Raw genomic sequence first — 24,529 nt, 5'->3', positions numbered from 1 at the left:
GTGCCTCGCCGCGCGGGAGGGAAGGTCTCGATGTGGTTTCATCGTGGCCTTTCCTCCAGCGCGGTGAGGTGCCCGCCGAGTGCCGCGCAGTAGGCGCAGGGGTCCCAGACGCCCTCCTCAGGGAACGATGAGCCATTCGTGTTCGTCAGGCAAGAGGGTGTGTCCCGCACCCTGAGAAGTTCACGTACCCCTCGAAAGGCTTCTGGACCGATGCGTTCGACCCTCACTCGCGGTGCCGCCACCGCTCTCCTGCCCACCCTCGGCGTGCTGGTCCTGGCCGGCTGTGGTGGCGGCGATTCCGGCAGCGGAACCAGCACCCCGTCAGCGAGCGCGTCGACCCCGACCTCGAGCCTGCCGACCAACACCCCGACCCCGGGGTCGCCGAACACCAGCTCCCCGTCGAACACCGCGGACCCCTCCGGTGAGCAGGCCGACGTCACCATCGACGTCACCGTTGCCAACGGCAAGGTCAACCCGAGCGGCGCCACGATCAAGGTGAAGGCCGGCCAGACCGTGCTCGTCAAGGCGACCAGCGACGCCGACGAGGAGCTGCACATCCACGGCTACGACAAGGAGCTGGAGCTCACCCCGGGCAAGCCCGCGTCGGTGACCTTCACCGCGAACATGAAGGGCACGTTCGAGGTGGAGACCCACAAGAGCGGCAAGCTGGTCGCCAAACTCGTCGTCTCGTGATTGCGCAACTGCTCCCGTTGCACGGGATCGGGGGTCGGCAAGACCTTCCGGTTCCGTTCGGGCTGGCGGTTGGTGGTGCCGCGGTGGCGGTGACGGTCTCGTTCGTGATCCTCGGGCTGGCGTGGCGAAGTCCGAAGTACCGCGGGAACGCCTCCGGGAAGCCGTTGCCCGCCGCAATCACCCGGACGGTCGACGCCGGCTGGTTCCGGTGGATCGTCCGCGTGGTCGGGCTGGCGACCTTCCTGTACGCGATGGTGTCGCTGATGTTCGGCGTCGACCGGTTGACGAACCCGATCTTCGGCTTCATCTACATCCTGGTCTGGGTCGGACTGGTCCCGATCTCGATCCTGCTCGGACCGGTCTGGCGGACGCTCAACCCGCTGCGCACGATCCACCTGCTGCTGTCCAAACTGCTCCGGCAGCCGTCGTCGAAGGGTCTGCTCGAGCTCCCGTCATGGGTAGGACTGTGGCCGGCCGCACTCGGGATCTTCGCGTTCACCTGGCTGGAGCTGGTCGCGCCGGATCGCGCGACGATTCCGGTACTGCAAGCCTGGATCGCGCTGTACGTCGTGATCACGCTGTTCGGCGCGATCCTGTTCGGTGACCGCTGGTTCGCGCAGGGCGACCCGTTCGAGGCGTACGCGACGCTGATGTCGCGCCTCTCGCCGTGGGGCCGCCGGACCGACGGCGCGCTGGTGGTCCGGCGTCCGCTGGAGAACCTCGACGGGATGAAGCCGCGGCCCGGCCTGGTCGGACTGGTGGCCGCGCTGCTCGGCTCGACGGCGTACGACGGATTCTCGAACTCGTCGGCGTGGATCGGCTGGGCGCAGAACCAAGACGTCTCGATGACCTGGCTCGGGACCGCCGCACTGATCGTGTTCATCCTGTTCGTGCTGGTCACGTATTCCGGCGCCACGCTCCTCGCCGGCCGCCTCTCGGACAGCTCCCGTACGTCGCTCCCGGGTCTCTTCGCGCACTCCCTCGTACCGATCGCCTTCGGGTACGTCGTGGCGCACTACCTGACCCTGTTCATCCTCGAGGGGCAGCGGACGCTGATCTACCTGAGCGACCCGCTGAGCAACGGGGCGAACATCTTCGGCACGGGTCTACTCGCGGTGAACACCGGTATCACCAACCACAGCACGGCGATCGCGGTGATCCAGGTGCTGGCGGTGGTCGGCGGTCACCTGCTCGGCGTCGTCTCGGCCCACGACCGCGCGGTCGCCCTGTTCCCCCGCGCCAAGGCGCTGGCTGGTCAGCTCCCGCTACTCGTCGTCATGGTCGGCTACACCTGCGGCGGCCTGCTCCTACTGTTCTCTTCCTGATGTACACACCCGCCGCCCGCTCGGCCCTCCGCGACAGACTGGTCGAGGCGGCCCGAGCGGACGCGCGCATCGCGGGTGCCGCGCTGACCGGATCGGCCGCGTCCGGCGCCGAGGACGAATGGTCGGACATCGACCTCGCCTTCGGCCTCGCCCCGAGCGCTGACCAACAGGCCGTACTGGAGGACTGGACGGCGCGGCTGTACAAGGACCACGGCGCCGTCCACCACACCGACGTGTGGTCGAGCGGGACCGTCTACCGAGTGTTCCTGCTGGAGTCCACGCTGCAGGTGGACATCGCCTTCGCCCCGGCCGACGAGTTCGGCGCGCGCGGTCCCGCCTTCCAAGTGCTGTTCGGAGAGACCGTGGAGCAGCCGGTCTGGAAAGCGCCGTCGCCGATCGACCTGGTGGGGATGGCGTGGCTGTACGCCCTGCACGCGCGATCGAGCATCGCGCGCGGCAAGGTGTGGCAGGCCGAGTACATGATCAGTGGAGTCCGTGACCACGTGCTGATGCTGATGTGCCTGCGGTACGACGTTCCGCATTCGCAAGGTCGCGGGTTGCATCTGTTGCCGTTGGTCGCCAGCACGACCGTGGAGCCGACGCTGGTGCGGTCGCTCGAGCTCGCCGAGTTGCGGCGGGCGTTTCGCGCGAGTGTCGACGTACTGCTGGCCGAGGTGGAGCTTGTCGACGCGGACCTGGCGGTCAGGCTTGGGCGGCCGGTTCGGGAGTTGACGCGGTCTTAGGCAGTCCGCGGCTGGTCCATGCGAGCAAGATGAACGCGACCATGCCGACGATCAGGTGCGAGTTGCCGGGGATCGACTGCCAGAACGACCAGTCGAGCTCCCGGTCGTCGCGGTACGGGACCCACCAGATCGAGCGCAGTACGAACAAGCCGTAGAACAGCACGCCGGCGACGACCGCCGGGTTCAGTCCCCAGACCCGGTTGATGCCGCGGATCAGGCTGACGCCGAGCGGGATGATCCACACCCAGTGGTGACTCCACGAGATCGGCGACGCGTACAGCACGGCGAGCGCCAGTACCGAAATCGCGGTGACGCGTTCGTCGGCCAGCCAGTACCGCCGGGCCAGCCAGAGCACGATCAGCCCGAACGCGGCCGAGAGCAGGAACCAGACCGGCTGCACCCAGCTCGCCTCGTCACCGATCCGGTGCAGGAACCCGTTGAACGACTGGTTCCCGGTGTACGCGATGCCACCGACCCGGTTGGCGTCCAGGATCACGTCGGTCCAGTACCGCCACGACTGGTGCGGCACGACCGCGAACCCGACCGCCATCGTCGCCAGCAGCCCGAGTACGGCGTTGCGCAGCGCCCGCCACTGCTTCGTCACCACGAGCAACGCGAGGAACGGCAGCGGCGTCAGCTTCACACCGATCGCGACGCCGACCCAGAACCCCCGCAGCCGCGCGTCGTTCGGCCGGACCAGGTCCAGCAGGATCATTGCGGTCAGCAACAGGTTGATCTGGCCGAACTGGATCGTCTGCCAGACCGGTTCGAGCAGCAGCGACAGCAGGGTGAGCGCGATCAGCACCGCGGTCTGCTTGCGCTGGCTGATGAACGACCAGAACGTCTTCGGCAGGCTGGTCCGCCAGAGCGCGGTGATGGACAGCACCGAGATCGTCGTCCAGGCCACCAGTGCGACGCCCCACGGTACGGCGGCCAGCGGGACCATCGCGATCGCCGAGAACGGCGGGTACGTGAACGGGAGATCGGAGCCGCCCGGCAGCTTCGCGTCGTACAGCGACTGACCGTGCAGCAGCACCGAGCCGCCCATCCGGTAGACGCGCAGGTCGATCATGCCGCCGTACAGGTGGGCGACCCAGGCACCGAGCGCGACGAGGACCGCACAGCCGGCGATCGCGATCAGCACGCGGCGGCGGCCGGCCGGCAGAACAGGGGAGGAGGGAGGGGTGGTCACGGTCACGTCAGGTCGGCTCCGAACAGGGTTTCCAGCGCTCGCCGGGTCTCGTCGTACTCGGTGTGAAGTATCGCGGTCATGCCGACCGCACGGGCGCCGTCGACGTTCAGTTGCAGGTCGTCGACGAACACGCATTCCTCCGGCTTCAGGTCCAGCCGGCCGGCGGCGAGCAGGAAGATCTCCGGCTCGGGCTTGCGCAACCCGACCTCACCGGAGATCACGATGTCGTCGAACATGCCGTCCCAGGTGTCGCGCGGGTACGTGTTGCCCCAGGAGTTCGACAGCAGGGCGGTCCGGATCCCGCGCTCGTTGACGCGCCGGACCAGCGCCGCCATCGCCGGCTGGTGCTCGAAGTGCGCGAACATCCGCTCGATCAGTCCTTCGGCGGGCAGCGGCGTCCCGTCCCGCCGTACCAGCATGGACGCCAGCTTGCGCTCGAAGTCCGGTACGGCGATCTGGCCGCGCTCGAGGGCATGCACCGGGTTCAGCTCGGCCTCCGCGGTCGCGTCCTCCGGCGACTCCGACGGGAGCCACGCGAGCAGCGCCCGCAGGTACGAGTCGAAGTCGAAATCGTCCAGCTCCGCCCAGCGCCGCAGCGCCGCTTCCAGGCCGGAGGTGAGCACGCCGCCCCAGTCCACCAACAGACCTCGCGGCATCGCGCGCACCTCAACCATGGCGGCAAGACTACTCAGCCCGCGACCTCCGTGACGCTTCCGGCCCCGGCGCTCACTCCACGTACACGGCCGCCGGGAATCGCCGGGATCAGTGGTTGTACTCGATGCTGACGTCCCCGGACGACGTCTTCGCCTTGATCGTGCGGGTGGCGTTCGGGTCGATCTTGACGTTCGCCGACTCGTCGCCGGACGAGGTGGTGGTGTCGACCTTGTACGACTCGGCACCGGACGGGATCCGGATCTCGACGTCCCCCGAGCTCGACTTCGCCTCGACCGACTGCGGCGCGACTGTGAAGTCGAGCGTCGCGCTCCCGGAACTACTGGCCGTCGTCACCGAGGTCGCGGCCAACCCGTCCCCCGCGAGATCACCCGAACTCGAACGCATCGTGAGCGGCCCGCCGACATCGTGGACGTCGATGTTGCCCGAGCTGGTCTTCACGTCCGCCCCACCCGCGAACCCGGACACGGTCACGTCCCCGCTGCTGCTCTCGACCCTCAGCTTGACGTCCCGCGGCACGGTCAGGACGTAGCTGGTCTTGCACCCGAACGACAGGAACCCACAGCCGCCACTCTTCAGCTCGAGCGTGCTGTCACCCGCGTCGTAGCTCTCCTGTGGATCCGAGCCGAACACGTTCCGCTCGAACTGCCGGTCGACCTTCAGCTCGGTGCCGTCCCCGGGCTGGATCTCGACCTTCGCGGCCCCACCCTTGACCAGCAGCGAGTCGCCCTGCACCTGGTAGCTCTGCTGGCCGCTCTTGGTGCCCTCGGTCAGCCCGGTGAGTGCCCAGTACACGCCACCCAGGATGAGCGCGATCGAGATGGCGATCCCGTACCGCCGCTGCGCGCTCATCGAACTGGACTGCCGCCCCTGGACATCGGACATGACGCTCCCTGAAGTACGGATCGAAGTACCTCAAACCCTGGCACACCAAACCCGCACTGTCTGGCGGGGTTGTCCCCGAGATCCCCACCATCCGACCCTGACTCCGCCGCCCTTTGATCCCGGGTCAGGCGGGGACGGCGGCCAGCTCCTTGTGGATCGTGGTGGCGAGTTGCTGGAGGGATTTGCGGAGTTTGCTGGACTTGGCCGCGTCGGAGAGGCTGCGGCCGTGCGACATGGCGGCGTCGACCGCGCTCTGGTCGAACGGCAGGAACGCCGCGGGCTCGATCCCGGCGTACTGCGCCAGCGCCTCGGCCGCCGCCTCGTTCGGCGAGCCGCCGAGCGTGCCGGAGCGGACCCGGTTCATCACCACGCGCACGGTGACCGACGGTACGACGGCGCGCACCTCGTGGATCGCCCGGATCAGCCGGGTCAGACCGACCGGGTCCGCGGAACCGACGACGATGACCTCGTCGGCCTCCTCCAGCGTGGAGACGGTCGCCCCGTTACGCCGCGGGGCCAGCGAGTCGAACGAGATCTCCTCGTCGGTCTCGATGCAGAACCCGGCATCCACCACCGTCACCGGCGCCAGCGTCCGCGCGGTCGACCAGATCGACTCGATCGCGGCCGGCCGCAGCTCGGTCCAGCGGTCCGCGCGGCTGAGGCCGGTCAGCACCAGGAGATGCGGATCCACCTGCCGGGCGTGCTTGGCGAGCATCACCATGTCGAGCGAACCGTTCGACGCCGAGCGCGCCGCCGCGGCCAGCCCGGACGTCTCGTCGAGCATCCCGAGCATCTGCGCGACGGTCCCGCCGTACACATCGGCGTCGGCGAGCAGCGTCGGGATCTTCTTCAGCGCCAGCTCGTAGGCAAGGTTGACGGCCACTGTCGTCCGCCCGGGCGCGCCCGTCGGCCCCCAGACCGCGATCAGCCGGCCAGCTCCCTCGGGGTACGGCGGCGGCTCGCTATTGATCGTGTCCGGCGTCAGCGGCACGAACCCGCCCGCGAAGTGCGCGTTGGAGACCGGCGGACCCGAGTCGACCGCGTCGGTGACCGCGCGACCGAGATCCCCCGGACTCACGTCGGCCGGGAGGATCCGCTCGATCCCCATCCGGGCGAGCCGGTCCTCGGCGCCGAAGGGCGCACCGTTCTCGGTCGGGTCGACCAGCGCCAGTACGACGATGCCTCGGGCGTGCAGCGCGGCGACGGCGTCCGACGAGAGCCGGGGCAGGGCGTCGGCCAGCAGCACCGCACGGGCCTGCCCGCTAGCGGCCGCGGCCATCACGTCGGCGATGTCGACGCAGCGCCGGACCACTCTGATCCCGGGCGCGCGCTCGGTCCGCCGTACGACCTCTGCCTCCCAGGGCGCGCCGGTCACGGCCAGGAGGACGGGGATCGCCATCAGTTGCCCTTCCGCACCAGGGTCGGCTCGCCGGCACTGATCGCGGTCAGAGCGGCCGGGATGCGGGGCAGGTCGCTGGAGGCGAGGCTGATCAGGACCTGGCGTCGGGCCGTGCTGCCCGAGACGCCCTTCACCGAGTCAATCTGCAGCACCCGCACGCTGCTCCACAGCGGCCTGGCCGACTGGCCCTCCTCCTTCGGCACCACCCAGACGTCCACGATGTCGCCGACCGCGGTGTCCGACGGCAGGCGGCCGGTCGCGACCGACAGCGGCATCTCGGTGCGAGTCTGCTCGGACTTGGGGACGGCGGCGTCCTTCGGCAGGAACTCGCCCTCGCCGACCGTGCGGCCGACGACCAGGCCCTTCACGTCGGCGTCGGCGGACAGGTACCGGCCCGAGTCGTTGCCGTTGGTGAAGCGCACCCGGACCGTGGTCAGGTCGTCCCCGGTGAGCGGGGCGCCGACCCGGAGCTCGTGTTTGGCGGCCAGGATCGTGGTCGTGTCGTCGGCGGAGGACAGCAGCTTGGCGCCGGCCAACGCGGTGACGGCGACCAGCAGCACGCCCAGGACCAGACGCCCGTCCTTCCAGCGGGCCTTCCGGTTCCGCTGGGCCGGCGCGGACGGCGCACCGAATCCACTTCGCACTTGTGTCTCGACCACGTCGGCTCCCCAGTCAATCGATCGCTCTCGGCGGACATTCTGCCCGTTCCCGGTTCCGGACGTGAACGGTCATCCACAGGCTGTCACGGCCTGGGGACAAACGCGATCATCCATTCGCCAACCGTGGCAAACTGAAGGAACCAGCCACTATCCGAAGGAGTACGGACGATGCCGAGCCCCCGGTTCCTCCAGCTCGCCGATGTCGCGGAGGTCCTGAACATCTCCGCCAACCAGGTCTACGCATTGGTCCGCCGCGGTGACATCCGGGCCGTCAAGATCGGCGGCCGCGGTCAGTGGCGGGTCGAGGCCACCGAGCTCGAGAAGTACATCGAGCGGCTCTACACCGAGACCGAGCAGTTCATCGACAGCCATCCACTCGGCGAAGAGGCCGAGACCACGGAGGACGCCCGCTTCTAAGTCGCAGACGGTCACGCCGGCGGGCTGGCGCTGGTGAGACCAGATGGTTGTGAACTCGATACGTCGCGGCGGGAGTACCGATGGGTGCGCGTGTCGGCGTACCCGCCGGTGTTTGGGTCAGCGGCGGCGGAGGGCTCGGAGTGACTGGGTGGGGACCAGGCGGACGTTGTAGACCTCGGTCCGGCGGCGCGGCGCGTCCAAGGGATGCTCGGCGAGCTCGAGGAAATCGGCACCGACGCGGTCGATCGTGCCGCTGACCGGGCCACGGCCGCCGCCGCAGAACAGCGTGACCGGTGAGCGGTCCCGGGCGATCCCCCGGAGCAGATGGGCGAGCCCGAGCTTGCCCTCGACCGCCCCGACGGCCGGCTCGGCCCACGGCCCCAGCTGGTGTACGGCGACCAGCGCCCCGACCGGGATCAGCCACTCCTCGTAGCGCTCGGTCTCGAGCAGCAGACAGTCCTTGCCGACCCGGCTTAGCAGCCCGCGCACGGGCTCCGCGTCCATCAGCTCCACGCGGACGACGGTGTCCACCGCACCGCGGAGCCGGTCGAGCACCGTGATCTTCCCGACCTCGGCGCGGATCCGGTCCGCGACCTCGCCGTACAGATCCGTCTCCTGGAGCGCCTCGAACTGCGACTCCAGGTCCGCGAACAACGCATCCCACCGCATGACCGTGAACCTACCGGTCCCGAGTGCCGACGTACCCCTCGGTGATCACCCTCCGCACCGGAAACCGACGCTGCGTGCGTTAAGGACTTGCAAAGCTGACCTAGAACCGGTCTATAGTGGTCAAGCCAACGCAAACTAACGCAAACTCAAAGGTCGGGAGCGAAGCGGGATGAACGCGATGATCCGGGTGCTGAAAGGCACACTCGCGGTGCTCGCGCTGGCTGCCCTCGGGCTGGCGCTGCGCTGGATGACCGCCGGGTCGATCAGCGGCGTGCGCACGTACGACCTGGATTCGCTGACCGTGCTCGCGGTCGGGACGGTCGCCTGGATCGCGTACGGGTGGCTGGTGCTGGCCGTCCTGATGACGGTGCTGGAGCAGATCCCCGGAGTCGTCGGCGCGCTCGCCGGAGCCGTCGCCGGGCGCATCACGACGAAGACCGCGCGGGCCATCCTCCGCTCCGGCCTCGGCGTCGCCGCCGTCACCCCACTCACGGTCGGCGTCGCCCACGCCTCCCCCGGCGACAGCGCCCACGTCCGCCAGTGGGACCAGACCGAGCCGAAGTCCACGGTCAACCTCGGCAACACCAACTACCGAGCCACCGAACCCCGCTCCTCGGTCGAAATCGGCGGCACGGAAGCCAACTACCGCGCCACCGAGCCCCGCTCGACCGTAGAAATCGGCGGCACCGAAGCCAACTACCGCGCCACCGAGCCCCGCTCGACCGTAGAGATCGGCGGCGCCGACACCAACCCGCCCGCGACCTCCGCGGACAACACCACCGCTCGGTCCTCCGCCAACACGCAGCCCTCGACCGCCAACCAGTCCTCGGCCAACACTCAGTCGTCGGCCGGTACGGCGGAGCGCGGCGCCACCGACTACCGCGCGACCGAGCCCCGCTCGACCGTGGAGATCGGCGGCGCCGACACCAACCGCCCCGCCACCTCCGCCGACCAGAACACGACCCGCGCCTCCACCAACACCCAGTCCTCCGCGAGCAAGCAGTCCTCGACCGGCACCCAGTCGTCGGCCGGCACGCAGGAGCGCAGCACCGCCAAGTACCGCGCCACCGAGCCCCGCTCCACCGTCGAAATCGGCGGCACCGAAGCGAACTACCGTGCGACCGAACCGCGCTCGACTGTGGAGATCGGCGGCGCCGGCACTGACCGGACTACCCCGGGACAGCCGACTGGCAGCCGGACTGGCGGCAACCCCACGGCTCCGGGGACTCCGACCGCGTCTGGCCGTCCGACGACCTCCGCGGCCTCGACCAAGCCAAGCAGCCCCACCACGCCGGGCGACCCGACGACTCCGGGCACCCCGGGCATCCCGGGCACCCCGGGTACGCCTGGTCGTCCTGCGGCGCCTGCTCAGCCGGGTGCGGAGCGGCCGACGGATGCGCGGATGCGGATGGGGGTGCCGGATCGGCCTACCGACGGGGCGCCGACGCGGTACACGGAGCTGCGGCCGCGGGTTCCGGTGCGGGTGGTCGTGCGCGAGGGGGACTCGCTGTGGAGCATCGCCGCGCGAGAGCTCGGTCCGGGTGCGACGGACGCGGCGATCGCCGCCCGCTGGCCCGCCTGGTACGCCGCGAACCGCCACGTGATCGGGGACGACCCCGGCCTCATCCTTCCCGGCCAGGTCCTCCGCATTCCGCCCACCCACGGCGACCACCTCCCGACCACCCACCAGGAGAAGTGACATGAGCCAGCCACAGAACCTCGGTGCGGAGGACCTCCAGCACCCCACCAGCTCGGCGCAGGACGAGTCCACCACGGCGCCGGTACTTGCCACCGCCACTTCCGCACAGGACGAGGCCATCGCGGCTCAGGCGCAGCACGCGTCCGCCGTCTCCGCTGCGCAGGACGGGGCCACCACGGGCTCGGTGCGCGGTACGTCCGGCACTACCTCGGCGTACGACGAGTCCGCCGCTTCGGCGCCGGAGCGTGTCGTTCTCGCCGCCGTTACCGACCCGACTTCAGCACTGGAATCCACGGAGGCAACCATGGCCGTCACCAACGCCGCTCGGGCCGACCAGCTCGGCACCACCGCGATCGCCGCAGTCGTCGGGGCGGCGCGCGCGGAGGTACCGGGGATGTTCGCCGCGGTCGAGCGTCCGCGGCTGCAGGCTGTGGACGGCGGGTCCGCGAGGAGCGCCGTACCTGCGACTGCTCGGTACGCCGGTGGCCTGACGGAAGGGGCGCTCGCCCTGCGCCTGCAGGCGATCACGCGACTCGGCGTCGGCTCCGCCCCACGCCACCTGTCGAGCATCACCTCCGCACCCCAGGCCGATGCGGCTGCTGCCGAGCCCGCGCACCTGGACCCCACGGTCGAGTCAGACGCAGCCGACGCGAAGCCGGCCGAGGCTGACGCGGCTGGTGCGGACGCCGCTGGTACGACGAAGGCGCGGAAGCTCAGCGTCGTCTCGGATTCGGCATCGGCGGCGGCGACGCCGGACGCGGCGCCTGGGCAGCCTGACGGGGCCCGGGCGCCGCTCACCACGACCACCCCGCGCGCGGTCCCGGTCGACGCCACCGCCGCCAACGCCGGCGCCGCTTCAGCCGCGACCGCCGCCTCGGTCCCGACCGCCAAGGGTCGCGCCGCGAAGGTTGGCGGCTCCCCCGTCGGCACCGCCCAGACGTCGGCGGTTCCGGTTGGGGTGCCGGAGGCTCGGGCTTGGGGTGGGCGGTTGGCTCAGGCGGTTTCTGAGGTGCTGGCTGGGGATCGGCCGATTTCGCAGCTGGTGCGGTTCACGGACGACAGCGTGTTCATGGAGCTGAACCGGCGGGTGCGGTTGCTCGGGCTGAACTCGACCGCGGTGAGCCGTGGGGCGCGGGAGAAGAGCACGGTGCGGTCGGTGCGGGTGTTCATGCCGGAGCCGTGGATCGCCGAGGTCGCCGCGCACGTGCGGCACGGGGACCGCTCGCGGGCGATCGCCTTCCGCCTGGAGATCCGCCGCAACCGCTGGGTCTGCACCGCCCTCGAGATCGGCTGACGGGCCGCGGCGAACTCGATTGGGTTCGGAAGTATTTGCCGCCGTCATCGAACTCCCGGTGTGTACACGGCGTCGTACGGAGCGCAATCCGATCGTGCTGTTGCTGTCATCTGGTTGGGGCCGCGGCGGCGTACGGTAACCGAGGTCGGTCACCAGGCCGGCCGCTTGTTCGGGGGAACAGGATGTCTGAGACCACAACTGCCGCACCGCTGGACGAACGGACGGAGTCGACTGGGGTGTCGCCGGCCGGGACGTGGCAGGTCGAGGTGCAAGAGCTGAGTGCGGCCGAGCGGGCGCGGGTGCTGCCCGCGGTTCGGCGCCGGCGGTGGACCGAGCGGGTGCCGCTGCTCTATCCGCTGGCGGTGCGTTACCACCGCGCGGTCAAACGCCTCGAGTGGATGCGGTCCAGCACGCCGTACGCCGATGTGCGCCAGGCGGCCGACCTTCCGGTGCGGATCAAGCGCCACAAGTCGCTCCTGCTGCGGCAGCTCGGTGAGACCGAGATGTGGATGCAGCACAACAAGGTGAAGAACCTGTCGCTCGCCTGCGCCCAGGTCGACGGTCTGCTGATCCGGCCCGGCGAGACGTTCTCCTTCAACAAACTGGTCGGGAACGCGACCCGTCGCAAGGGGTACGCGAAGGGCATGCGGCTGTCGAACGGACAGGCTCGTCCGGGCATCGGCGGCGGTATCTGCCAGCTCGCCAACCTGCTGCACTGGATGGTGCTGCACTCGCCGATGACGGTCACGCAGCGCTCGACGCACAGCTTCGACCCGTTCCCGGACAACGGCCGCGTACTGCCGTGGGGTGTCGGCTGCAGCATCGTCTACAACTATGTGGATCTCCAGTTCCGCAACGACACAGACCAGACCTTCCAGCTGCACGTCGGCGTCGGCGACCGCTATCTCGAGGGCGAGATTCTCGCGGACGTCCCGGCCGCGTCGTCGTACCGCGTGTTCTCCAAGGACGAGCGGTTCCTGCACGTCGGAGCGGAGCACTTCCGCCGCAACGAGATCTGGCGGACCGTGATCGACCGCCGTACGGGGGCGGCGCTCCGCGACGAACTGGTCAAGGAAAACGTTGCCCTGGTCAAGTATGTCCCGGTCGACGTGCCGGTGCTCGACGTCGTGGTCCCCAAGCAGTACCCGCCCCGAGGCTGACGCCAGGCGACAGGTGCCGCACGGGCCTGAAACTGTCGGTAGGGCGTAGCAGACTGGCGGTGTGACCGTAGCTGTCGAGCCGTACCGGGAGCGCCCCGCGCGCATCGCCGGCGCCGGCCTGTGGACACGCGAGGCCGAAGGTGGGGAGTACCGGATCCTCCCGGACGGCTGCATGGACCTGTTGCTGATGGACGACGACCTGATCGTCGCCGGTCCCGACAGTCACGCCTGGACGGGCAGCGCCCCCCGCGGGACGCGGTACGCCGGGATTCGGTTCGCGCCCGGAGCGGCACCGGGTTTCCTCGGCGTACCGGCCCGCGAACTGCTGAACGAGCGGGCCCGGCTGGCCGATCTCTGGTCGCCGAACCGGAGCAGACGCCTGCTCGACCGGATCAGATCGGCTCCCGACTCAGCGGCCGCGCTCGACCTCGAGGTCGCCAAACTGGTCGAGGCACCGATGGACCGGCTGATCCCGCACGTTCTCCGCAGCGTCCGCGGCGGCCTGCTCCGCGGTACGTCGGGCGTTTCCCGCCTGGCCGGGACGGTCGGCCTGAGCGAGCGGCAACTGCATCGGCGCTGTCTGGAAGCCTTCGGGTACGGCCCGAAGATGCTGGACCGCGTGCTCTGGATGAACGTCGCCCTCGACCACGCCCGCACCGGTCTATCGCTGGCCGACGTCGCCGTCCTCACCGGGTACGCCGACCAGGCGCATTTCACCCGCGACGTGAAAGCCCTCACCGGTCTGCCCCCGAAGATCCTGTTGAGCTGAGAGAACCCGCGCATGTCAGCATTGCTGTTCATGACCGGTCACCCGGAAGTCGGTACGGCGACGCTGCGGCACAACCCGTTGAACGCGGTGACTGCGACCGTCGAGCGGGTCACCTACGCGGACGGCCGGACTGCGGTTCGCAAGGAGCTTCGCCGGCCGACCGACACCCTAGGCCCGTGGGCCGCCTCCACCGACCCGCGGCACTGGAACTACTGGCGCCGCGAGCTCGAGGTCTACCGCGACGACGAACTCCGCGGCCGACTCGCCGACGCCGGGCTCGTCATCCCCTCCGCGCAGGCGGAGGAGTCGCCGGACGGCGCCGTACTCCTGATGGAAGACATCGGCGGCACGCCCGGCACCCAGTTCAGCCTCGCGGAACATGCCGCACTCGCGCGCGCCTGCGGCCGTTGGCAGGCGCGCCCGATCGACGACCGGCCCTGGACGTCGAGGGGTTTCCTCCGCGACTACTCGACCACGCGCGACGTGCCGTGGCAGTTGATGACCGACGACAGCTCCTGGCAGCAGCCGCTGATCCGCGAGACCTGGCCAGCCGGACTGCGCGAAGCCTGGACCCGGCTCCTGGTCCATCGGGACGCGCTACTCGACCTGGTCGCGAGCCTCCCTCGCGCCCACTGTCACCTCGACTTCTGGGTCTCGAACGTGATCCAGCGACCGACCGGCGAGCTCGCCCTGTTCGACTGGTCGTTCTTCGGCGACGGCGCCCTCGGCGAGGACATCGGCAACTACATCCCGGACGCGGTCTTCGACCTGTTCTGGCCGGTTGAACGGATGCCCGAGCTCGCCGAGACCTGCATCACCAACTATCTCGACGGCCTGCACGACGCCGGCTGGCACGGCGACCCGGACGAGGTGCGACTCGCGGTGATGGCCTCCGGCGTCAAGTACGCCTGGCTGCTGCCCGGCCTGCTCGGCCGAGCGTCCGACGAGTCGCACAACGCCTACCACCAGGAGGTCGACAGCCGGCACCTGTTCCACCAACGCGGCCAGGCCCTCGCCTTCGTCGCCGACTGGTGCGCGGAGGCGATCACCCGAGCACGACGGTGATCGTCAGGTGGTTCCGCAGGCGCGGTCGTGAGCGGGACGCCGGCCGGTGGCGAGGAAGTCGGTGACGGTGTCGTTCAGGCACCGGTCAGCCTTGAACAGGTACGCGAGATGCCCGCCCTGATCCGCGGTCACCATTCGCGCACGGTCGCCGAGCACGCCGCGCATCATCCGGGCCCCGACCAGCGGAGTCGCGGGGTCGCGGAGGTTCTGCGCGATCAGGATGTTCGACGGACCACGGTCGGAGATCCGCACCGGCGCCTCCTGCCGCGCCGGCCAGTACGCACACGCCGACACACTCGCCGTCGCCGCACCGAACATCGGGTAGCGGATCCGGTCGATCGCGACATTCACCTGGTACGTCGCCAGCGCCCGCGGCCAGCGCGAATCGTTGCAGAGCACGTGCAACTGACTCGCCAGGTAGTTGTCGTTCACCGGGGCGGCAGCAGTCTTCGCAGGTGCTTTCGCAGCGCCGGCCGGGTCGCCGGTCGCGAAGCTCCGCCAGATTCCGGCAAGTTCCGGAAACTTGTGGTCGTAGTACAGCTGGCTGAACGTCGTCTGCCGGAAGATCGCGCCCAGCGACCGCCCGCCGACCATCTCCTGATCGGCCTTCGCGGCGAGCTCGTAGTACTTCGCCGTCACCTGCGCGACCGTGGTCCCGAGGCCGTACTCCGGGTGCGCCGCGACGTACTGCGCGAAGTCCGGAAAACGTTCCTCGAAACCGCGGGCGATCCGCCGCTGGAACGCGTAGTCCCAGCCACCGGGCCCGGTCGAGCTGTCCAGCACGACGCGATCGGTGCGTTCCGGAAACATCGACGAGTAGACCGCACCGAGGTACGTGCCGTAGGAAATCCCGAAGTACGACGTTTTCCGTTCCCCGAGGGCGGCGCGGATCCGGTCCATGTCGCGGGCCGTGTTCGCCGTGCTGATGTACGGCAACAGCGCACCGGTCTTCGACTTCGCGCACTGCCCGGCGATCGTCTTCGCCAGCGCCGCCTGCTGCTTCACGTCAGCCGCGTTCCGCGCGTACGGCGGCACGCTCGAGAACTGCTGCGCCGCGGTCAGGTCGCACGTGACCGGCGTACTGCGGCCGACGCCGCGGGAGTCGAAACCGATGATGTCGTAGCTGTCCCGGACGTTCTTCGGCAGCGCGAGTTTGGTGCCTGAGGCATCGACCAGGTCGGCCGGAAAACGCAACCCCTCGCCGCCGGGACCGCCCGAGTTCGTCAGCAGGATGCCGCGGCGCTTGGCCGGATCCGCTGTCGACAAGCGGGAAACCGCGAGGGAGATCGTCGGCCCGTCCGGCCGACTGTAGTCCAGTGGTACGTCGAGTGTCGCGCACTCGGGTTTCGACGCGGTCGGTGGATCGAACGCCGGGCAAGCACCCCAGCTCAGCCCCTTCACGACAGAAACCCCAGAACTCGCCTCGGAAACTGGAGCGCTCGCGGCGGAAACTCCCGTTCCGGCGAGGGCTACAGCGGATGCGGTCAGGACAGCAATCGTCGTCTTTCGCACAGTTCTCCTTGTCTGCTGGAAGGTCTGCTGAACGGTGGGCTGGGCGTCAGCTCATGGGGTCGCCGATCGCGCCGCCGGTGGCCTCGCGGACCCCGCGCACGATCCGCGCGAACGGATCACTCAGCCGTGCCCGATCGCCGGCGACGACGGCGACCAGTTGCTCCTCGCTGACCACCCGAACCACAGCGATGATGGTCGCGGCATGCACCCGCACCCCCACGTCGTCGAGGGGCCGGCGCAACCGATGGGCGACGATCGGCACCAACTCGCGCTCGGCCTGATCACAGGCCATCAGGAACGCGGTCCGGATCGCGGGTTCCGTTCGGCTGAGCACGATCATCTTCCCGGCGGCGCGATCGTCGTCGAGCTCCTCGGCCGACGGCGTCCGCTCGTCCTGCTCGGCCGCCACGTGATCCTCGAGCGACCGGTCGTCGGGCCAGCGCCGCCAACCCTCCAGGAACCAGGCCCAGCTGTGGGCCAGGATCGGCTCGGCGCAACTTTCCTTGCTCCGGAAATGCCGCCACAACGTACGCACGGACAGTCCGACCGCGTCCGCGATCTGTTGCCCGCTCGTCGCGGCGACACCGTTTTCCCAGAACAGGTCCGCCGCGGCCCGGGACACCTCGAACCGCAGCCGGTCCCGTCGCTGAACACTCATCGCCGCTCCTGTCACTTAGTGCCATTTCGACACTAAGTGACAGTCGGGTCACGCGCGCCAGCACTGCGCAGTACCGCTCTCTGGGCCAGAATCCACGCACTCGTATGCACGTTCTGCTTGACGGAGTCGCGTGGCAGCGCTTGACTGGGTCGGCAGTGACGCACCCAGCCGGTAGCGGACCACGCCAGCGACAAGGCGGTCCGGAGCCCGGTTTTCAGGCGCCAGGGCTCAGGTGAGGCCCGAGGCGGGGTCGCGTCCCCGGGACCGATGGAGCAATCGTGTCCAAGTCGCACCAACTCACCCACCGCCCCCATCACCGGCTCACTCGCCGCCTCCTTGTGGCCGGCCTCGCCGCCGCGTTGGCCGTGGCCGCGACGGTCGCCGTCCGCACCCACAATCCGGCCGACGCGGCAGACGCGGCACGCACGGCCGGCGCGTCAGCTACGTCAGTCACGGTGCCGCCGGCGCACGCGAAGTTCGACTACCAGATAGGCGGCGCATACACCCCGCCCGCCGGCGTTCAGGTGGTGACCCGCGACCGGACCGCCGCACCGGCGGCCGGGCTCTACAACATCTGCTACGTCAACGCTTTCCAGGTACAGCCCGGCGAACAAGGTCAGTGGGCCTCCGACCTGCTGCTCCGCGACGCCAACGGCAACCTCGTCATCGACGAGGACTGGGGCGAGCCGCTGCTCGATCTCCGCACCGCCGACCAGCGGAACCGGATCGCCGCCAAGGTCAACGGCTGGATCGACGGCTGCGCGGCCAAGGGATACCAGGCGATCGAGCCGGACAACTACGACAGCTACACCCGCTCGAAGAACCTGCTCACCGCCGGACAGGCCAAGGCGTTCCTGAAGCTGCTGGCCACCCACGCGCACAGCAAGAGCCTGGCCATCGGCCAGAAGAACACCGTCGAACTGGCCGGCGACCGGACGACGGTCGGCCTGGACTTCGCCGTCGCCGAGGAATGCGGCCAGTACGACGAGTGCGCCGACTACGTCGATGCCTTTGGCAACAACGTGATCGTGATCGAGTACACCGACAACGGCCGGCGGAAAGCGTGTTCGCAGTACGGCGGAACGCTCTCGATCGTGCAGCGCGACGTGGACGTCTCGACTCCCGGTGACTCCGGGTACGTCCGCAAGACCTGCTGAAACCCCTTTCCTGCATCTTTCCTGGAGACCGTCATGTCTCAGCATGCTCGCAACCTGTCCCGCCGCGACATCCTGCGCGCCGCAGCCGCCGCGGCCGCCGTCGGCACGCTCGGTGCCTGCGGCAAGAACGACGACACGGGGGCCGACGCCAACGGCGTGGTCACGCTCGATCTCTGGCACGGCCAGGTCGATCTCGGCAAGGCCGCGGTCGACAGCCTGATCGCCGCGTTCAACAAGAGTCACCCGAAGATCAAGGTGGTCGGCGGCGGTGGCGGGGTGACCGCGGACAGCATGCTGCAGAAGGTCACCGCGGGTCTGGCGGCGGGGTCCTACCCGGACATCGCGTACATCTTCGGGTCGGATCTCGCCAGCCTGACCAAGAGCCCCAAGGTCGCCGACCTGACCGGCGGGCTCAAGATCGACGACTACTGGCCGGCCGCGAAGGACGCCGTCAGCGTGAAGGGCAAGGTCCGCGCCGCACCGGCCCTGCTCGACTCGCTCTGCGTGGTCTACAACAAGAAACTGTTCGCCGCGGCCGGCGTCCCCGCACCGAAGGCCGGCTGGACCTGGGACGACTTCGTGGCCGCCGCCAAACAGCTGACCAACCCGGCCAAGGGAGTCTTCGGCACCGGCTGGCCCGGCGTCGGAGACGAGGACACGGTCTGGCGGATCTGGCCGATGATCTGGGACCTCGGCGGCGACGTCGTGAACGGCGACGGAAAGAAGGTCGGATTCGATTCCGTAGGCGAGCAGGCCCTTGGAACACTCGACAAACTGCGCACCGACAAGTCGCTGTACGTCGACCCGAAACCGGGGAGCGAGCAGCTCTACCAGGTCTTCCTCGGCGGCCGGATGGGCATGGTCGCGACCGGCCCCTGGCAACTCCCGGAACTCAAGGAAAACGGTGTCGAGTACGGCGTCGCGCCGCTGCCGTCGTACTCCGGGAAACCGGTAACGATCTCGGGTCCGGACACCTGGACGATCTTCGACAACGGCAAGGCGAAGGTGAAAGCGGCCACCGAGTTCGTCAGTTGGTTAGCCGAGCCGGAGCAGGACCTGCAGTGGGACATGAAGGGCGGCAGCCTGCCGATCACCAAGGCCACCGCTGACCTGCCGGCGTGGAAGCAGCACGCCGCCGCGACCAACGGGCTGGAAGTGTTCGTGAAGGCGCTCGACACAGCGAAGGTGCGGCCGACGATTCCGACGTACCCGCAGATCTCGCAGCATGTCGGTGAGGCGATCGCCGCCGTACTGCTGGGGAAGCAGAGCCCGAAGGATGCGTTGAAGCAGGCCGTCGACCAGTGCAACCAGGTACTGGCGGTGCCGAGCTGATGGCCAGCGTGGTCGGTACGTTCACGGTCGACCAGCGGAGCCGGGCGGCGGCGAAGCGGCGAGCCCGGAGCGAGGGCGCGACCGGGTGGGCGTTCGTCAGCCCGTCCGTGGTGATCATCCTCGGGTTGAGCGTCGTACCGGTGCTGTGGTCGTTGTTGTTGTCGTTCCAGGTCAACGATCTGGTGTCGCCGAGCGAGTGGGTCGGGCTGGCGAACTACCAGGCGTTGCTGAAGGATCCGGCCTTCGGGTCGGCGGTCTCGCACACGCTGATCTACACCGTGCTCTATGTGCCGTTGAGCGTCATCGCTGGGTTAGCGATCGCGATCGCTCTGGACCGCAAGATCGCGTTCATCGGCCTGTACCGGACGCTGGTGTTCGTACCGTTCGTGGTGTCGGCGGCGGCGCAGGGCGTGCTGTTCTCGTTCGTTCTCGATCCGGAATTCGGTGTCGCGAACTCGGTACTGCACAAGTTCGGCCTGCCCGCGCAGGGGTTCTTCAGCGACCCCGGCCAGGCGCTGTACCTGCTCGTCGCCATCTCGCTGTGGAGCGGAACGGGTTTCTGCGTGATCGTCTACCTGGCCGGTCTGCAAGGCGTGTCGAGCGAGCTCGTCGAGGCGGCCCGGATCGACGGCGCCGGCCGGTGGGGCGTACTGCGGCACGTCACGCTGCCCGCGCTGACGCCGGTGACGATCTTCCTGCTGCTGTTCCAGACCATCAATGCGTTGCAGGTGTTCGACCTGGTCTTCGTGACCACGAAGGGCGGGCCGCTCGGGTCGACGACGGTGATCGTCTACTTCATCTGGGAGAAGGCGTTCAAGACCTTCACCGCCGGCTACAGCGCCGCGGCGGCGTACACGCTGGCGGTCGCGTTGCTGGTGGTCGGTGTGGCCTTGCAGATCTACCGGCGGAAGGTGGCGCGATGAAGCGTTTTCCGTTCAGTGCTTGGCATTTCGTCCTCGCGCCGCTGGCGTTGCTGTTCGCGTTGCCGCTGGTCTGGTTGCTGGTCAGTTCGGTGATGAGCAACGCGGAAATCAACCGTTTTCCGCCGGCCCTGATTCCGCACGGGATCAAGCTGGACGGTTACCGGTACGTGCTCGGGAACGCTTTGTTTCCGCGATGGTTCCTGAATTCCTTCATCGTTTCCGCGATTGCCGTGACCGCCAACCTGGTGCTCGGATCGCTCGGCGGGTACGCGTTCGCGCGAATCCGGTTCGCCGGCTCGAAGATCGTGCTCGGGCTGATGCTGGCGACGATGGTGATCCCGTTCCAGCTGACGATGATCCCGACGTTCCTGGTGATGAAGCAGCTCGGGCTGATCGACACCCTCGGCGCCCTGATCGTTCCGTCCCTGGTGACGCCGCTTTCCGTTTTCCTGTTCCGGCAATTCTTCGTTTCCTTGCCGCGGGAGCTCGAGGAGGCCGCCTGGATCGACGGCTGCGGCCGGCTGCGCATCCTCGTCTCGATCGTGCTCCCGCTCGCACGGCCGGCGCTGAGCACAGTCGCCGTACTGACGTTCCTCGCGACCTGGAACGACCTGACCTGGCCGTTGTTCGCGATCAACACCGACTCCACCTACACCCTTCAGCTCGGACTGACCACGTTCCAAGGGCAGCACCACACGCAGTGGTCCGCCGTGATGGCCGGAAACGTCATCACCGTGTTGCCGGTCCTGCTGGGGTTCCTCCTGGCCCAGAAGGCGTTCATCCGCTCCCTGGCCTCCACCGGACTCAAAGGCTGAGAATGACTTACGACCTGCTGGTGATCGGCGATGCGAACCCCGACGTGGTCGTCGGGCCCGTCGATCAGCCGATCCTGTTCGGCCAACGGGAACGCCTGGTTCCCAGCGGCTCCCTGGTACTCGGCGGCTCGGCGTCGATCATGGCCTGCGGCGCGGCGCGTCTCGGGCTGCGCGTCGCCTTCGCGGGCCGCGTGGGTGCCGACGCGGCCGGCGACTTCGTCCGTACGGCGCTGGCCGACCGCGGCGTGAACGTCGACGCCCTCGTCGTCGACGACGCGCTGCCGACCCCGCTCACCACCATCCTCACCTCGGGCGACGACCGCGCGATCCTCACCTCCCCCGGCTGCCTCCCGAGCACCTCGGCCGACGACGTACCGCGAGACCTGCTCAGGTCGGTACGCCACGTGCACGCCGCGTCGTTCTACCTCCTGCCGTCGCTGGCGGCCGGACTGGCAAGCCTCTTCAAGGAAGCGAAAGCGGCCAAGGCCACCACCTCGCTGGATCCGAACGACGACCCGACCGGCCGCTGGGACCGGACGGTCCTCGACCCGATCCTGCGGGTCACCGACTACTTCCTCCCCAACGCGGCCGAAGCCCTCGCGCTGACCGGTCACCCCTCGGTCGAGGACGCGGCCGGCATCCTGGCCCGCCGCGGCCCTTTGGTCGTGGTGAAGAACGGGTCGGACGGCGCCCTCGCCCACAACGGATCCAAGGTGTTCACCACGCCGGCGCTGAAGATGGACACCGTCGACTCCGTCGGGGCGGGCGACAGTTTCGACGCCGGCTGGGTGGCCGCCGTACTCGATGGGTCCCGCACCGAGCGGGCCCTCGCCATCGCCGCGGCCTGCGGATCGCTGTCCACCCGCGCCGCCGGCGGTACCGCGGCCCAACCCGACTGGGACCAAGTGACAGAGAGCGTGACGTCATGACCAAGATCGTCTTCATCGGCGCCGGCAGCGTGGTCTTCACGCAGGGTCTGCTCGCCGACCTTTTCAGCCTTGCCCTCGGCCCGCTGCACATCGCGCTGCACGATATCGATCCCGAACGACTCGACACTGCCGCGGCCGCCGCGGCGTACATCGCCCGCGAACACGGCGTGACGCCGCAGATCACCGCGCAGCTCGACCGGCGCGCGGCGCTCGCCGACGCCGACTTCGTGATCAACATCGTCCAGGTCGGGATGAACGCGGCGACCCGCGCCGACTTCGAGATCCCCGCCCGCTACGGGATCCGGCAGACGATCGGCGACACACTCGGCGTCGGCGGGGTGTTCCGCGCGCTCCGCACCTTTCCGGTACTGCGCGGGCTCGCGCAGGACATCGCCGACGTCTGCCCGGACGCGTGGTTGCTCAACTACACGAACCCGATGGTGATGAACGTCTGGTACCTCAAGGCCCTCGGCGTCCGGAACGTCGTCGGTCTCTGCCACTCGGTCTACTGGACGATGCAGGGGCTGTCCGAGCTGGTCGACGTACCGTATGACGACGTCACGTACCTGGCCGCCGGCGTGAACCACCAGTCGTGGGTACTGCGGTTCGAGCGCGCCGGGGAGAACCTGTACGACCGGTTGGACGCGGCGATCGCAGCGGATCCGGAGCTGCTGCGACGGGTCCGGGTGGACATGTACCGGAGACTCGGGTTCTACCCGACCGAAACGAGCGAGCATTCGTCGGAGTACGTGCCGTGGTACCTCGGGCACGCGAGCGAGGTCGAGCGGCTGCGGTTGCCGATCGGCGCGTACCTCGAGATCGTCGCGGACAACCTCGCGTCGTACGAGCGGACCCGCAACGCGCTGAAGTCCGGCGAACCCGTGGTGGTCGAACCGACGATGGAGTACGCCCCGCAGATCATCCACAGCATCGTCACCGGCACGCCGCGGACGGTCTACGGCAACGTGCCGAACACCGGTCTGATCAGCAACCTACAGCCCGGCGCGGTCGTCGAAGTCCCTTGTCTGGTTGACGCTTCGGGGGTGCAGCCGACGTCGATCGGGGCCCTTCCGGCGCAGTGCGCGGCCCTGAACCGCTCGTACCTGAACGTCGCCGAACTCGCCGTCCAGGCCGCCGTCGACGAGGACCCACGAGCGCTGCGGCAGGCCGTGATGGTCGACCCGGCGACCGCGGCAGCGCTACCGGTCGAGCAGATCTGGGAGCTGTGCAACGACCTGGTGATTGCTCACCGCAACTATTTGGACCCGTCGTTGAGGGCAGCGCTCAGATAGGTCCGGTACGTCGCGAACTCGGACAGCACCGCGGCCGCGGTCGGCTCGCCCGTCAGTGCGCCGACGCCTTGGCCCGCGTAGATCGACGCGCGGGCCGGGTCCGCGGCCGTCGAGCCGTCGACGTACTCCGCGTGGCCGGCGTCGTCGGATTTCAGCTGCTGCTCGCGGCCTTCCCAGGTGTCGAAGTACGCGTTCCGCAACGCGCGGCCGCCGAACTCGTCCGGCCACCCGGCGCGCGACGCGGCGTCGAACACCGTGCCGTAGACGGTGTCGGTCTCGTCGGCCTCGATGATCCGCTGCCGTGCCGGTTCCTTCGTCAACGCCTCGACGCAGGTCAGGAACGCCGTACCGATCCAGCCGCCCGCCGCTCCTGCCGCGAGCACGGCGGCGAGCCCGCGCGGCCCGGAGATCCCGCCACCGGCGAGCACCGGCAGATCGGTCAGGTCCAGAATCGCCTGCAGCAACGGCAGCGTCGCGACCGCGTTCCGGCCGTGCCCACCCGCCTCGGCGCCGCGCGCGACGATCGCGTCCACGCCGGCGTCCACAGCCGCACGCGCGTCCGCGACCGTTCCGGCTTGCGTCGCGACGACGATGCCCGCCTCCTGCAGCGGGGCGACGTACGGCTTGTAGTCACCGAAGCTGAGCGAAACGAGCGCCGGCTTCAGCTCGAGGATCGCTTCCAAGTGCTCCGGATGCTCCTCGACCGACCAGGCCATCAACCCGATCCCGTACGGCTTCCCACCCGCCGCCGCGATCGCTCCCTCGGTACGAATCCAGTCCGCACTCACCGCCGACCCGGCCCCCAGCATCCCCAACCCACCACCAGCCGAGATCGCCGCCGTCAACCTCCCCCCACTGACATTGGCCATCGGCGCCCCCACCACCGGAACGCTCACCCCAAACCGCTCCCTCAACCACATACCCCCCAGCCCACCACACCCCCACCCTCAAACCAACACCAGCCCCACCACCCCTGCCCCCACACCGAGGACCCCCGAGTGCTGGCGTACGCCGCGCCGCCCGCCGCCAACGCACACCAACCCAATGCGCCACGCGTCACCAACCCGCCCCGCGCCATAGTCGGGGCCTTGGACCCCCACCGGGGACTGTGCACAAGCAATTGCCTATCCATAGTCCCCACCGAGTGTGCACACCCCCGAGTGCCGGCGTACGCCGCGCTGCCCGCCGGCCGATCCACCCACAAACCCAACGCGCCAGGCGCCACCAACCAACCCCGCACCAGACTCGGGGCCTTGGACCCCCACCGGGG

General features: G+C 69.2%; 24 protein-coding genes. 15 read left to right on the top strand and 9 right to left on the bottom strand.

Annotated elements, in window-relative coordinates:
- Positions 1-210: 210 nt before the first annotated feature.
- The 3 genes from ACWGID_RS22805 to ACWGID_RS22795 all read left to right on the top strand — a co-directional run bounded on the left by ACWGID_RS22805 (position 211) and on the right by ACWGID_RS22795 (position 2,761).
- Positions 211-693, top strand: a complete 483-nt coding sequence (locus ACWGID_RS22805; RefSeq protein WP_452199551.1) for a cupredoxin domain-containing protein — start codon at positions 211-213, stop codon at positions 691-693.
- A gap of 83 nt (positions 694-776) precedes the next feature.
- Positions 777-2,018 (top strand): hypothetical protein, encoded by a 1,242-nt coding sequence (locus ACWGID_RS22800; RefSeq protein ID WP_452199549.1) that lies wholly within the window; start codon positions 777-779, stop codon positions 2,016-2,018.
- Entirely contained in the window at positions 2,018-2,761 is a 744-nt protein-coding gene (locus ACWGID_RS22795) for a nucleotidyltransferase domain-containing protein (protein WP_452199548.1), read from the top strand. Before ACWGID_RS22800 ends, ACWGID_RS22795 begins: the two co-directional genes overlap by 1 nt.
- Here ACWGID_RS22795 and ACWGID_RS22790 read toward each other — a convergent pair.
- The 5 genes from ACWGID_RS22790 to ACWGID_RS22770 form a co-directional block, all read right to left on the bottom strand.
- The gene (locus tag ACWGID_RS22790) at positions 2,721-3,959 is read right to left on the bottom strand and encodes a glycosyltransferase 87 family protein (RefSeq protein ID WP_452199546.1); all 1,239 of its coding nucleotides are present in this window, start codon (positions 3,957-3,959) and stop codon (positions 2,721-2,723) included. The genes ACWGID_RS22795 and ACWGID_RS22790 overlap by 41 nt on opposite strands.
- Entirely contained in the window at positions 3,956-4,627 is a 672-nt protein-coding gene (locus ACWGID_RS22785; RefSeq protein ID WP_452199544.1) for an HAD family hydrolase, read from the bottom strand. Before ACWGID_RS22785 ends, ACWGID_RS22790 begins: the two co-directional genes overlap by 4 nt.
- An 88-nt stretch (positions 4,628-4,715) precedes the next feature.
- Complete coding sequence (locus ACWGID_RS22780) at positions 4,716-5,510, bottom strand: DUF4097 family beta strand repeat-containing protein (protein WP_452199542.1); 795 nt, start codon at positions 5,508-5,510, stop codon at positions 4,716-4,718.
- A gap of 124 nt (positions 5,511-5,634) precedes the next feature.
- The gene (locus tag ACWGID_RS22775; RefSeq protein WP_452199541.1) at positions 5,635-6,909 is read right to left on the bottom strand and encodes an AAA family ATPase; all 1,275 of its coding nucleotides are present in this window, start codon (positions 6,907-6,909) and stop codon (positions 5,635-5,637) included.
- A complete protein-coding gene (locus tag ACWGID_RS22770) occupies positions 6,909-7,568 on the bottom strand; it encodes an SAF domain-containing protein (protein ID WP_452199539.1) in 660 nt (219 codons plus the stop codon). The genes ACWGID_RS22775 and ACWGID_RS22770 overlap by 1 nt, the downstream gene beginning before the upstream one ends.
- 168 nt (positions 7,569-7,736) lie before the next feature.
- Here ACWGID_RS22770 and ACWGID_RS22765 point away from each other — a divergent pair, with 168 nt between their 5' ends.
- A complete protein-coding gene (locus ACWGID_RS22765) occupies positions 7,737-7,985 on the top strand; it encodes a helix-turn-helix domain-containing protein (RefSeq protein ID WP_452199538.1) in 249 nt (82 codons plus the stop codon).
- A 117-nt stretch (positions 7,986-8,102) separates the two neighbouring features.
- On the opposite strand, the gene ACWGID_RS22760 is transcribed toward ACWGID_RS22765, so the two are convergent.
- Positions 8,103-8,654, bottom strand: a complete 552-nt coding sequence (locus tag ACWGID_RS22760; RefSeq protein WP_452199536.1) for a hypothetical protein — start codon at positions 8,652-8,654, stop codon at positions 8,103-8,105.
- A gap of 169 nt (positions 8,655-8,823) precedes the next feature.
- On the opposite strand from ACWGID_RS22760, the gene ACWGID_RS22755 reads away from it, so the two are divergent.
- The 5 genes from ACWGID_RS22755 (at position 8,824) to ACWGID_RS22735 (ending at position 14,641) form a co-directional block, all read left to right on the top strand.
- Positions 8,824-10,353, top strand: coding sequence for a LysM peptidoglycan-binding domain-containing protein (locus tag ACWGID_RS22755; protein ID WP_452199535.1), 1,530 nt, complete (start codon positions 8,824-8,826; stop codon positions 10,351-10,353).
- Position 10,354: 1 nt separating this feature from the next.
- Positions 10,355-11,647 carry an Rv3235 family protein gene (locus tag ACWGID_RS22750; RefSeq protein WP_452199533.1) on the top strand — a complete coding sequence of 431 codons (1,293 nt, stop codon included), beginning with the start codon at positions 10,355-10,357 and terminating at the stop codon, positions 11,645-11,647.
- Between the two features lie 182 nt (positions 11,648-11,829).
- Entirely contained in the window at positions 11,830-12,807 is a 978-nt protein-coding gene (locus tag ACWGID_RS22745; RefSeq protein WP_452199531.1) for a VanW family protein, read from the top strand.
- 61 nt (positions 12,808-12,868) lie between these two features.
- Positions 12,869-13,576: a helix-turn-helix domain-containing protein gene (locus ACWGID_RS22740; protein WP_452199529.1), complete on the top strand. Its 708-nt coding sequence runs from the start codon at positions 12,869-12,871 to the stop codon at positions 13,574-13,576.
- A 12-nt stretch (positions 13,577-13,588) separates the two neighbouring features.
- Complete coding sequence (locus ACWGID_RS22735; protein WP_452199528.1) at positions 13,589-14,641, top strand: aminoglycoside phosphotransferase; 1,053 nt, start codon at positions 13,589-13,591, stop codon at positions 14,639-14,641.
- A 3-nt stretch (positions 14,642-14,644) separates the two neighbouring features.
- On the opposite strand, the gene ACWGID_RS22730 is transcribed toward ACWGID_RS22735, so the two are convergent.
- Together ACWGID_RS22730 and ACWGID_RS22725 are read right to left on the bottom strand one after the other, a co-directional pair.
- Positions 14,645-16,042: an alpha/beta hydrolase gene (locus ACWGID_RS22730; RefSeq protein WP_452199526.1), complete on the bottom strand. Its 1,398-nt coding sequence runs from the start codon at positions 16,040-16,042 to the stop codon at positions 14,645-14,647.
- A gap of 157 nt (positions 16,043-16,199) precedes the next feature.
- Positions 16,200-16,811 carry a TetR/AcrR family transcriptional regulator gene (locus tag ACWGID_RS22725; RefSeq protein WP_452199525.1) on the bottom strand — a complete coding sequence of 204 codons (612 nt, stop codon included), beginning with the start codon at positions 16,809-16,811 and terminating at the stop codon, positions 16,200-16,202.
- A gap of 278 nt (positions 16,812-17,089) precedes the next feature.
- On the opposite strand from ACWGID_RS22725, the gene ACWGID_RS22720 reads away from it, so the two are divergent.
- The 6 genes from ACWGID_RS22720 to melA are packed head-to-tail and all read left to right on the top strand — an operon-like array spanning position 17,090 to position 23,259.
- Positions 17,090-17,968, top strand: a complete 879-nt coding sequence (locus ACWGID_RS22720; protein ID WP_452199523.1) for an endo alpha-1,4 polygalactosaminidase — start codon at positions 17,090-17,092, stop codon at positions 17,966-17,968.
- Positions 17,969-18,001: 33 nt separating this feature from the next.
- Positions 18,002-19,300: an ABC transporter substrate-binding protein gene (locus ACWGID_RS22715; RefSeq protein ID WP_452199521.1), complete on the top strand. Its 1,299-nt coding sequence runs from the start codon at positions 18,002-18,004 to the stop codon at positions 19,298-19,300.
- Positions 19,270-20,223: a carbohydrate ABC transporter permease gene (locus ACWGID_RS22710; RefSeq protein WP_452199519.1), complete on the top strand. Its 954-nt coding sequence runs from the start codon at positions 19,270-19,272 to the stop codon at positions 20,221-20,223. Before ACWGID_RS22715 ends, ACWGID_RS22710 begins: the two co-directional genes overlap by 31 nt.
- Positions 20,220-21,038: a carbohydrate ABC transporter permease gene (locus ACWGID_RS22705; protein ID WP_452199517.1), complete on the top strand. Its 819-nt coding sequence runs from the start codon at positions 20,220-20,222 to the stop codon at positions 21,036-21,038. Before ACWGID_RS22710 ends, ACWGID_RS22705 begins: the two co-directional genes overlap by 4 nt.
- A gap of 2 nt (positions 21,039-21,040) precedes the next feature.
- Positions 21,041-21,967 (top strand): carbohydrate kinase family protein, encoded by a 927-nt coding sequence (locus tag ACWGID_RS22700; RefSeq protein ID WP_452199516.1) that lies wholly within the window; start codon positions 21,041-21,043, stop codon positions 21,965-21,967.
- A complete protein-coding gene (gene melA / locus ACWGID_RS22695) occupies positions 21,964-23,259 on the top strand; it encodes an alpha-galactosidase (RefSeq protein ID WP_452199514.1) in 1,296 nt (431 codons plus the stop codon). The genes ACWGID_RS22700 and melA overlap by 4 nt, the downstream gene beginning before the upstream one ends.
- Here melA and ACWGID_RS22690 read toward each other — a convergent pair.
- Positions 23,223-24,155 (bottom strand): NAD(P)H-dependent flavin oxidoreductase, encoded by a 933-nt coding sequence (locus tag ACWGID_RS22690; protein ID WP_452199513.1) that lies wholly within the window; start codon positions 24,153-24,155, stop codon positions 23,223-23,225. The two genes, melA and ACWGID_RS22690, sit on opposite strands and share 37 nt — an antisense overlap.
- Positions 24,156-24,529 lie beyond the last annotated feature (374 nt).

Source organism: Kribbella sp. NPDC054772 (assembly GCF_053611945.1).
The sequence above is the reverse complement of the archived record's forward strand: the minus strand, read 5'-3'. Positions and strand labels throughout refer to the sequence as shown.

Bases quoted from the DNA above. Each gene is read 5' to 3' on its own strand.
- ACWGID_RS22760 (WP_452199536.1), bottom strand. From the start codon at position 8,654: ATGCGGTGGGATGCGTTGTTCGCGGACCTGGAGTCGCAGTTCGAGGCG.
- ACWGID_RS22780 (WP_452199542.1), bottom strand. From the start codon at position 5,510: ATGTCCGATGTCCAGGGGCGGCAGTCCAGTTCGATGAGCGCGCAGCGG.
- ACWGID_RS22700 (WP_452199516.1), top strand. From the start codon at position 21,041: ATGACTTACGACCTGCTGGTGATCGGCGATGCGAACCCCGACGTGGTC.
- ACWGID_RS22785 (WP_452199544.1), bottom strand. From the start codon at position 4,627: ATGGTTGAGGTGCGCGCGATGCCGCGAGGTCTGTTGGTGGACTGGGGC.
- ACWGID_RS22795 (WP_452199548.1), top strand. From the start codon at position 2,018: ATGTACACACCCGCCGCCCGCTCGGCCCTCCGCGACAGACTGGTCGAG.
- ACWGID_RS22805 (WP_452199551.1), top strand. From the start codon at position 211: ATGCGTTCGACCCTCACTCGCGGTGCCGCCACCGCTCTCCTGCCCACC.
- ACWGID_RS22775 (WP_452199541.1), bottom strand. From the start codon at position 6,909: ATGGCGATCCCCGTCCTCCTGGCCGTGACCGGCGCGCCCTGGGAGGCA.
- ACWGID_RS22705 (WP_452199517.1), top strand. From the start codon at position 20,220: ATGAAGCGTTTTCCGTTCAGTGCTTGGCATTTCGTCCTCGCGCCGCTG.
- ACWGID_RS22715 (WP_452199521.1), top strand. From the start codon at position 18,002: ATGTCTCAGCATGCTCGCAACCTGTCCCGCCGCGACATCCTGCGCGCC.
- melA (WP_452199514.1), top strand. From the start codon at position 21,964: ATGACCAAGATCGTCTTCATCGGCGCCGGCAGCGTGGTCTTCACGCAG.
- ACWGID_RS22725 (WP_452199525.1), bottom strand. From the start codon at position 16,811: ATGAGTGTTCAGCGACGGGACCGGCTGCGGTTCGAGGTGTCCCGGGCC.
- ACWGID_RS22765 (WP_452199538.1), top strand. From the start codon at position 7,737: ATGCCGAGCCCCCGGTTCCTCCAGCTCGCCGATGTCGCGGAGGTCCTG.
- ACWGID_RS22745 (WP_452199531.1), top strand. From the start codon at position 11,830: ATGTCTGAGACCACAACTGCCGCACCGCTGGACGAACGGACGGAGTCG.
- ACWGID_RS22750 (WP_452199533.1), top strand. From the start codon at position 10,355: ATGAGCCAGCCACAGAACCTCGGTGCGGAGGACCTCCAGCACCCCACC.
- ACWGID_RS22755 (WP_452199535.1), top strand. From the start codon at position 8,824: ATGAACGCGATGATCCGGGTGCTGAAAGGCACACTCGCGGTGCTCGCG.
- ACWGID_RS22735 (WP_452199528.1), top strand. From the start codon at position 13,589: ATGTCAGCATTGCTGTTCATGACCGGTCACCCGGAAGTCGGTACGGCG.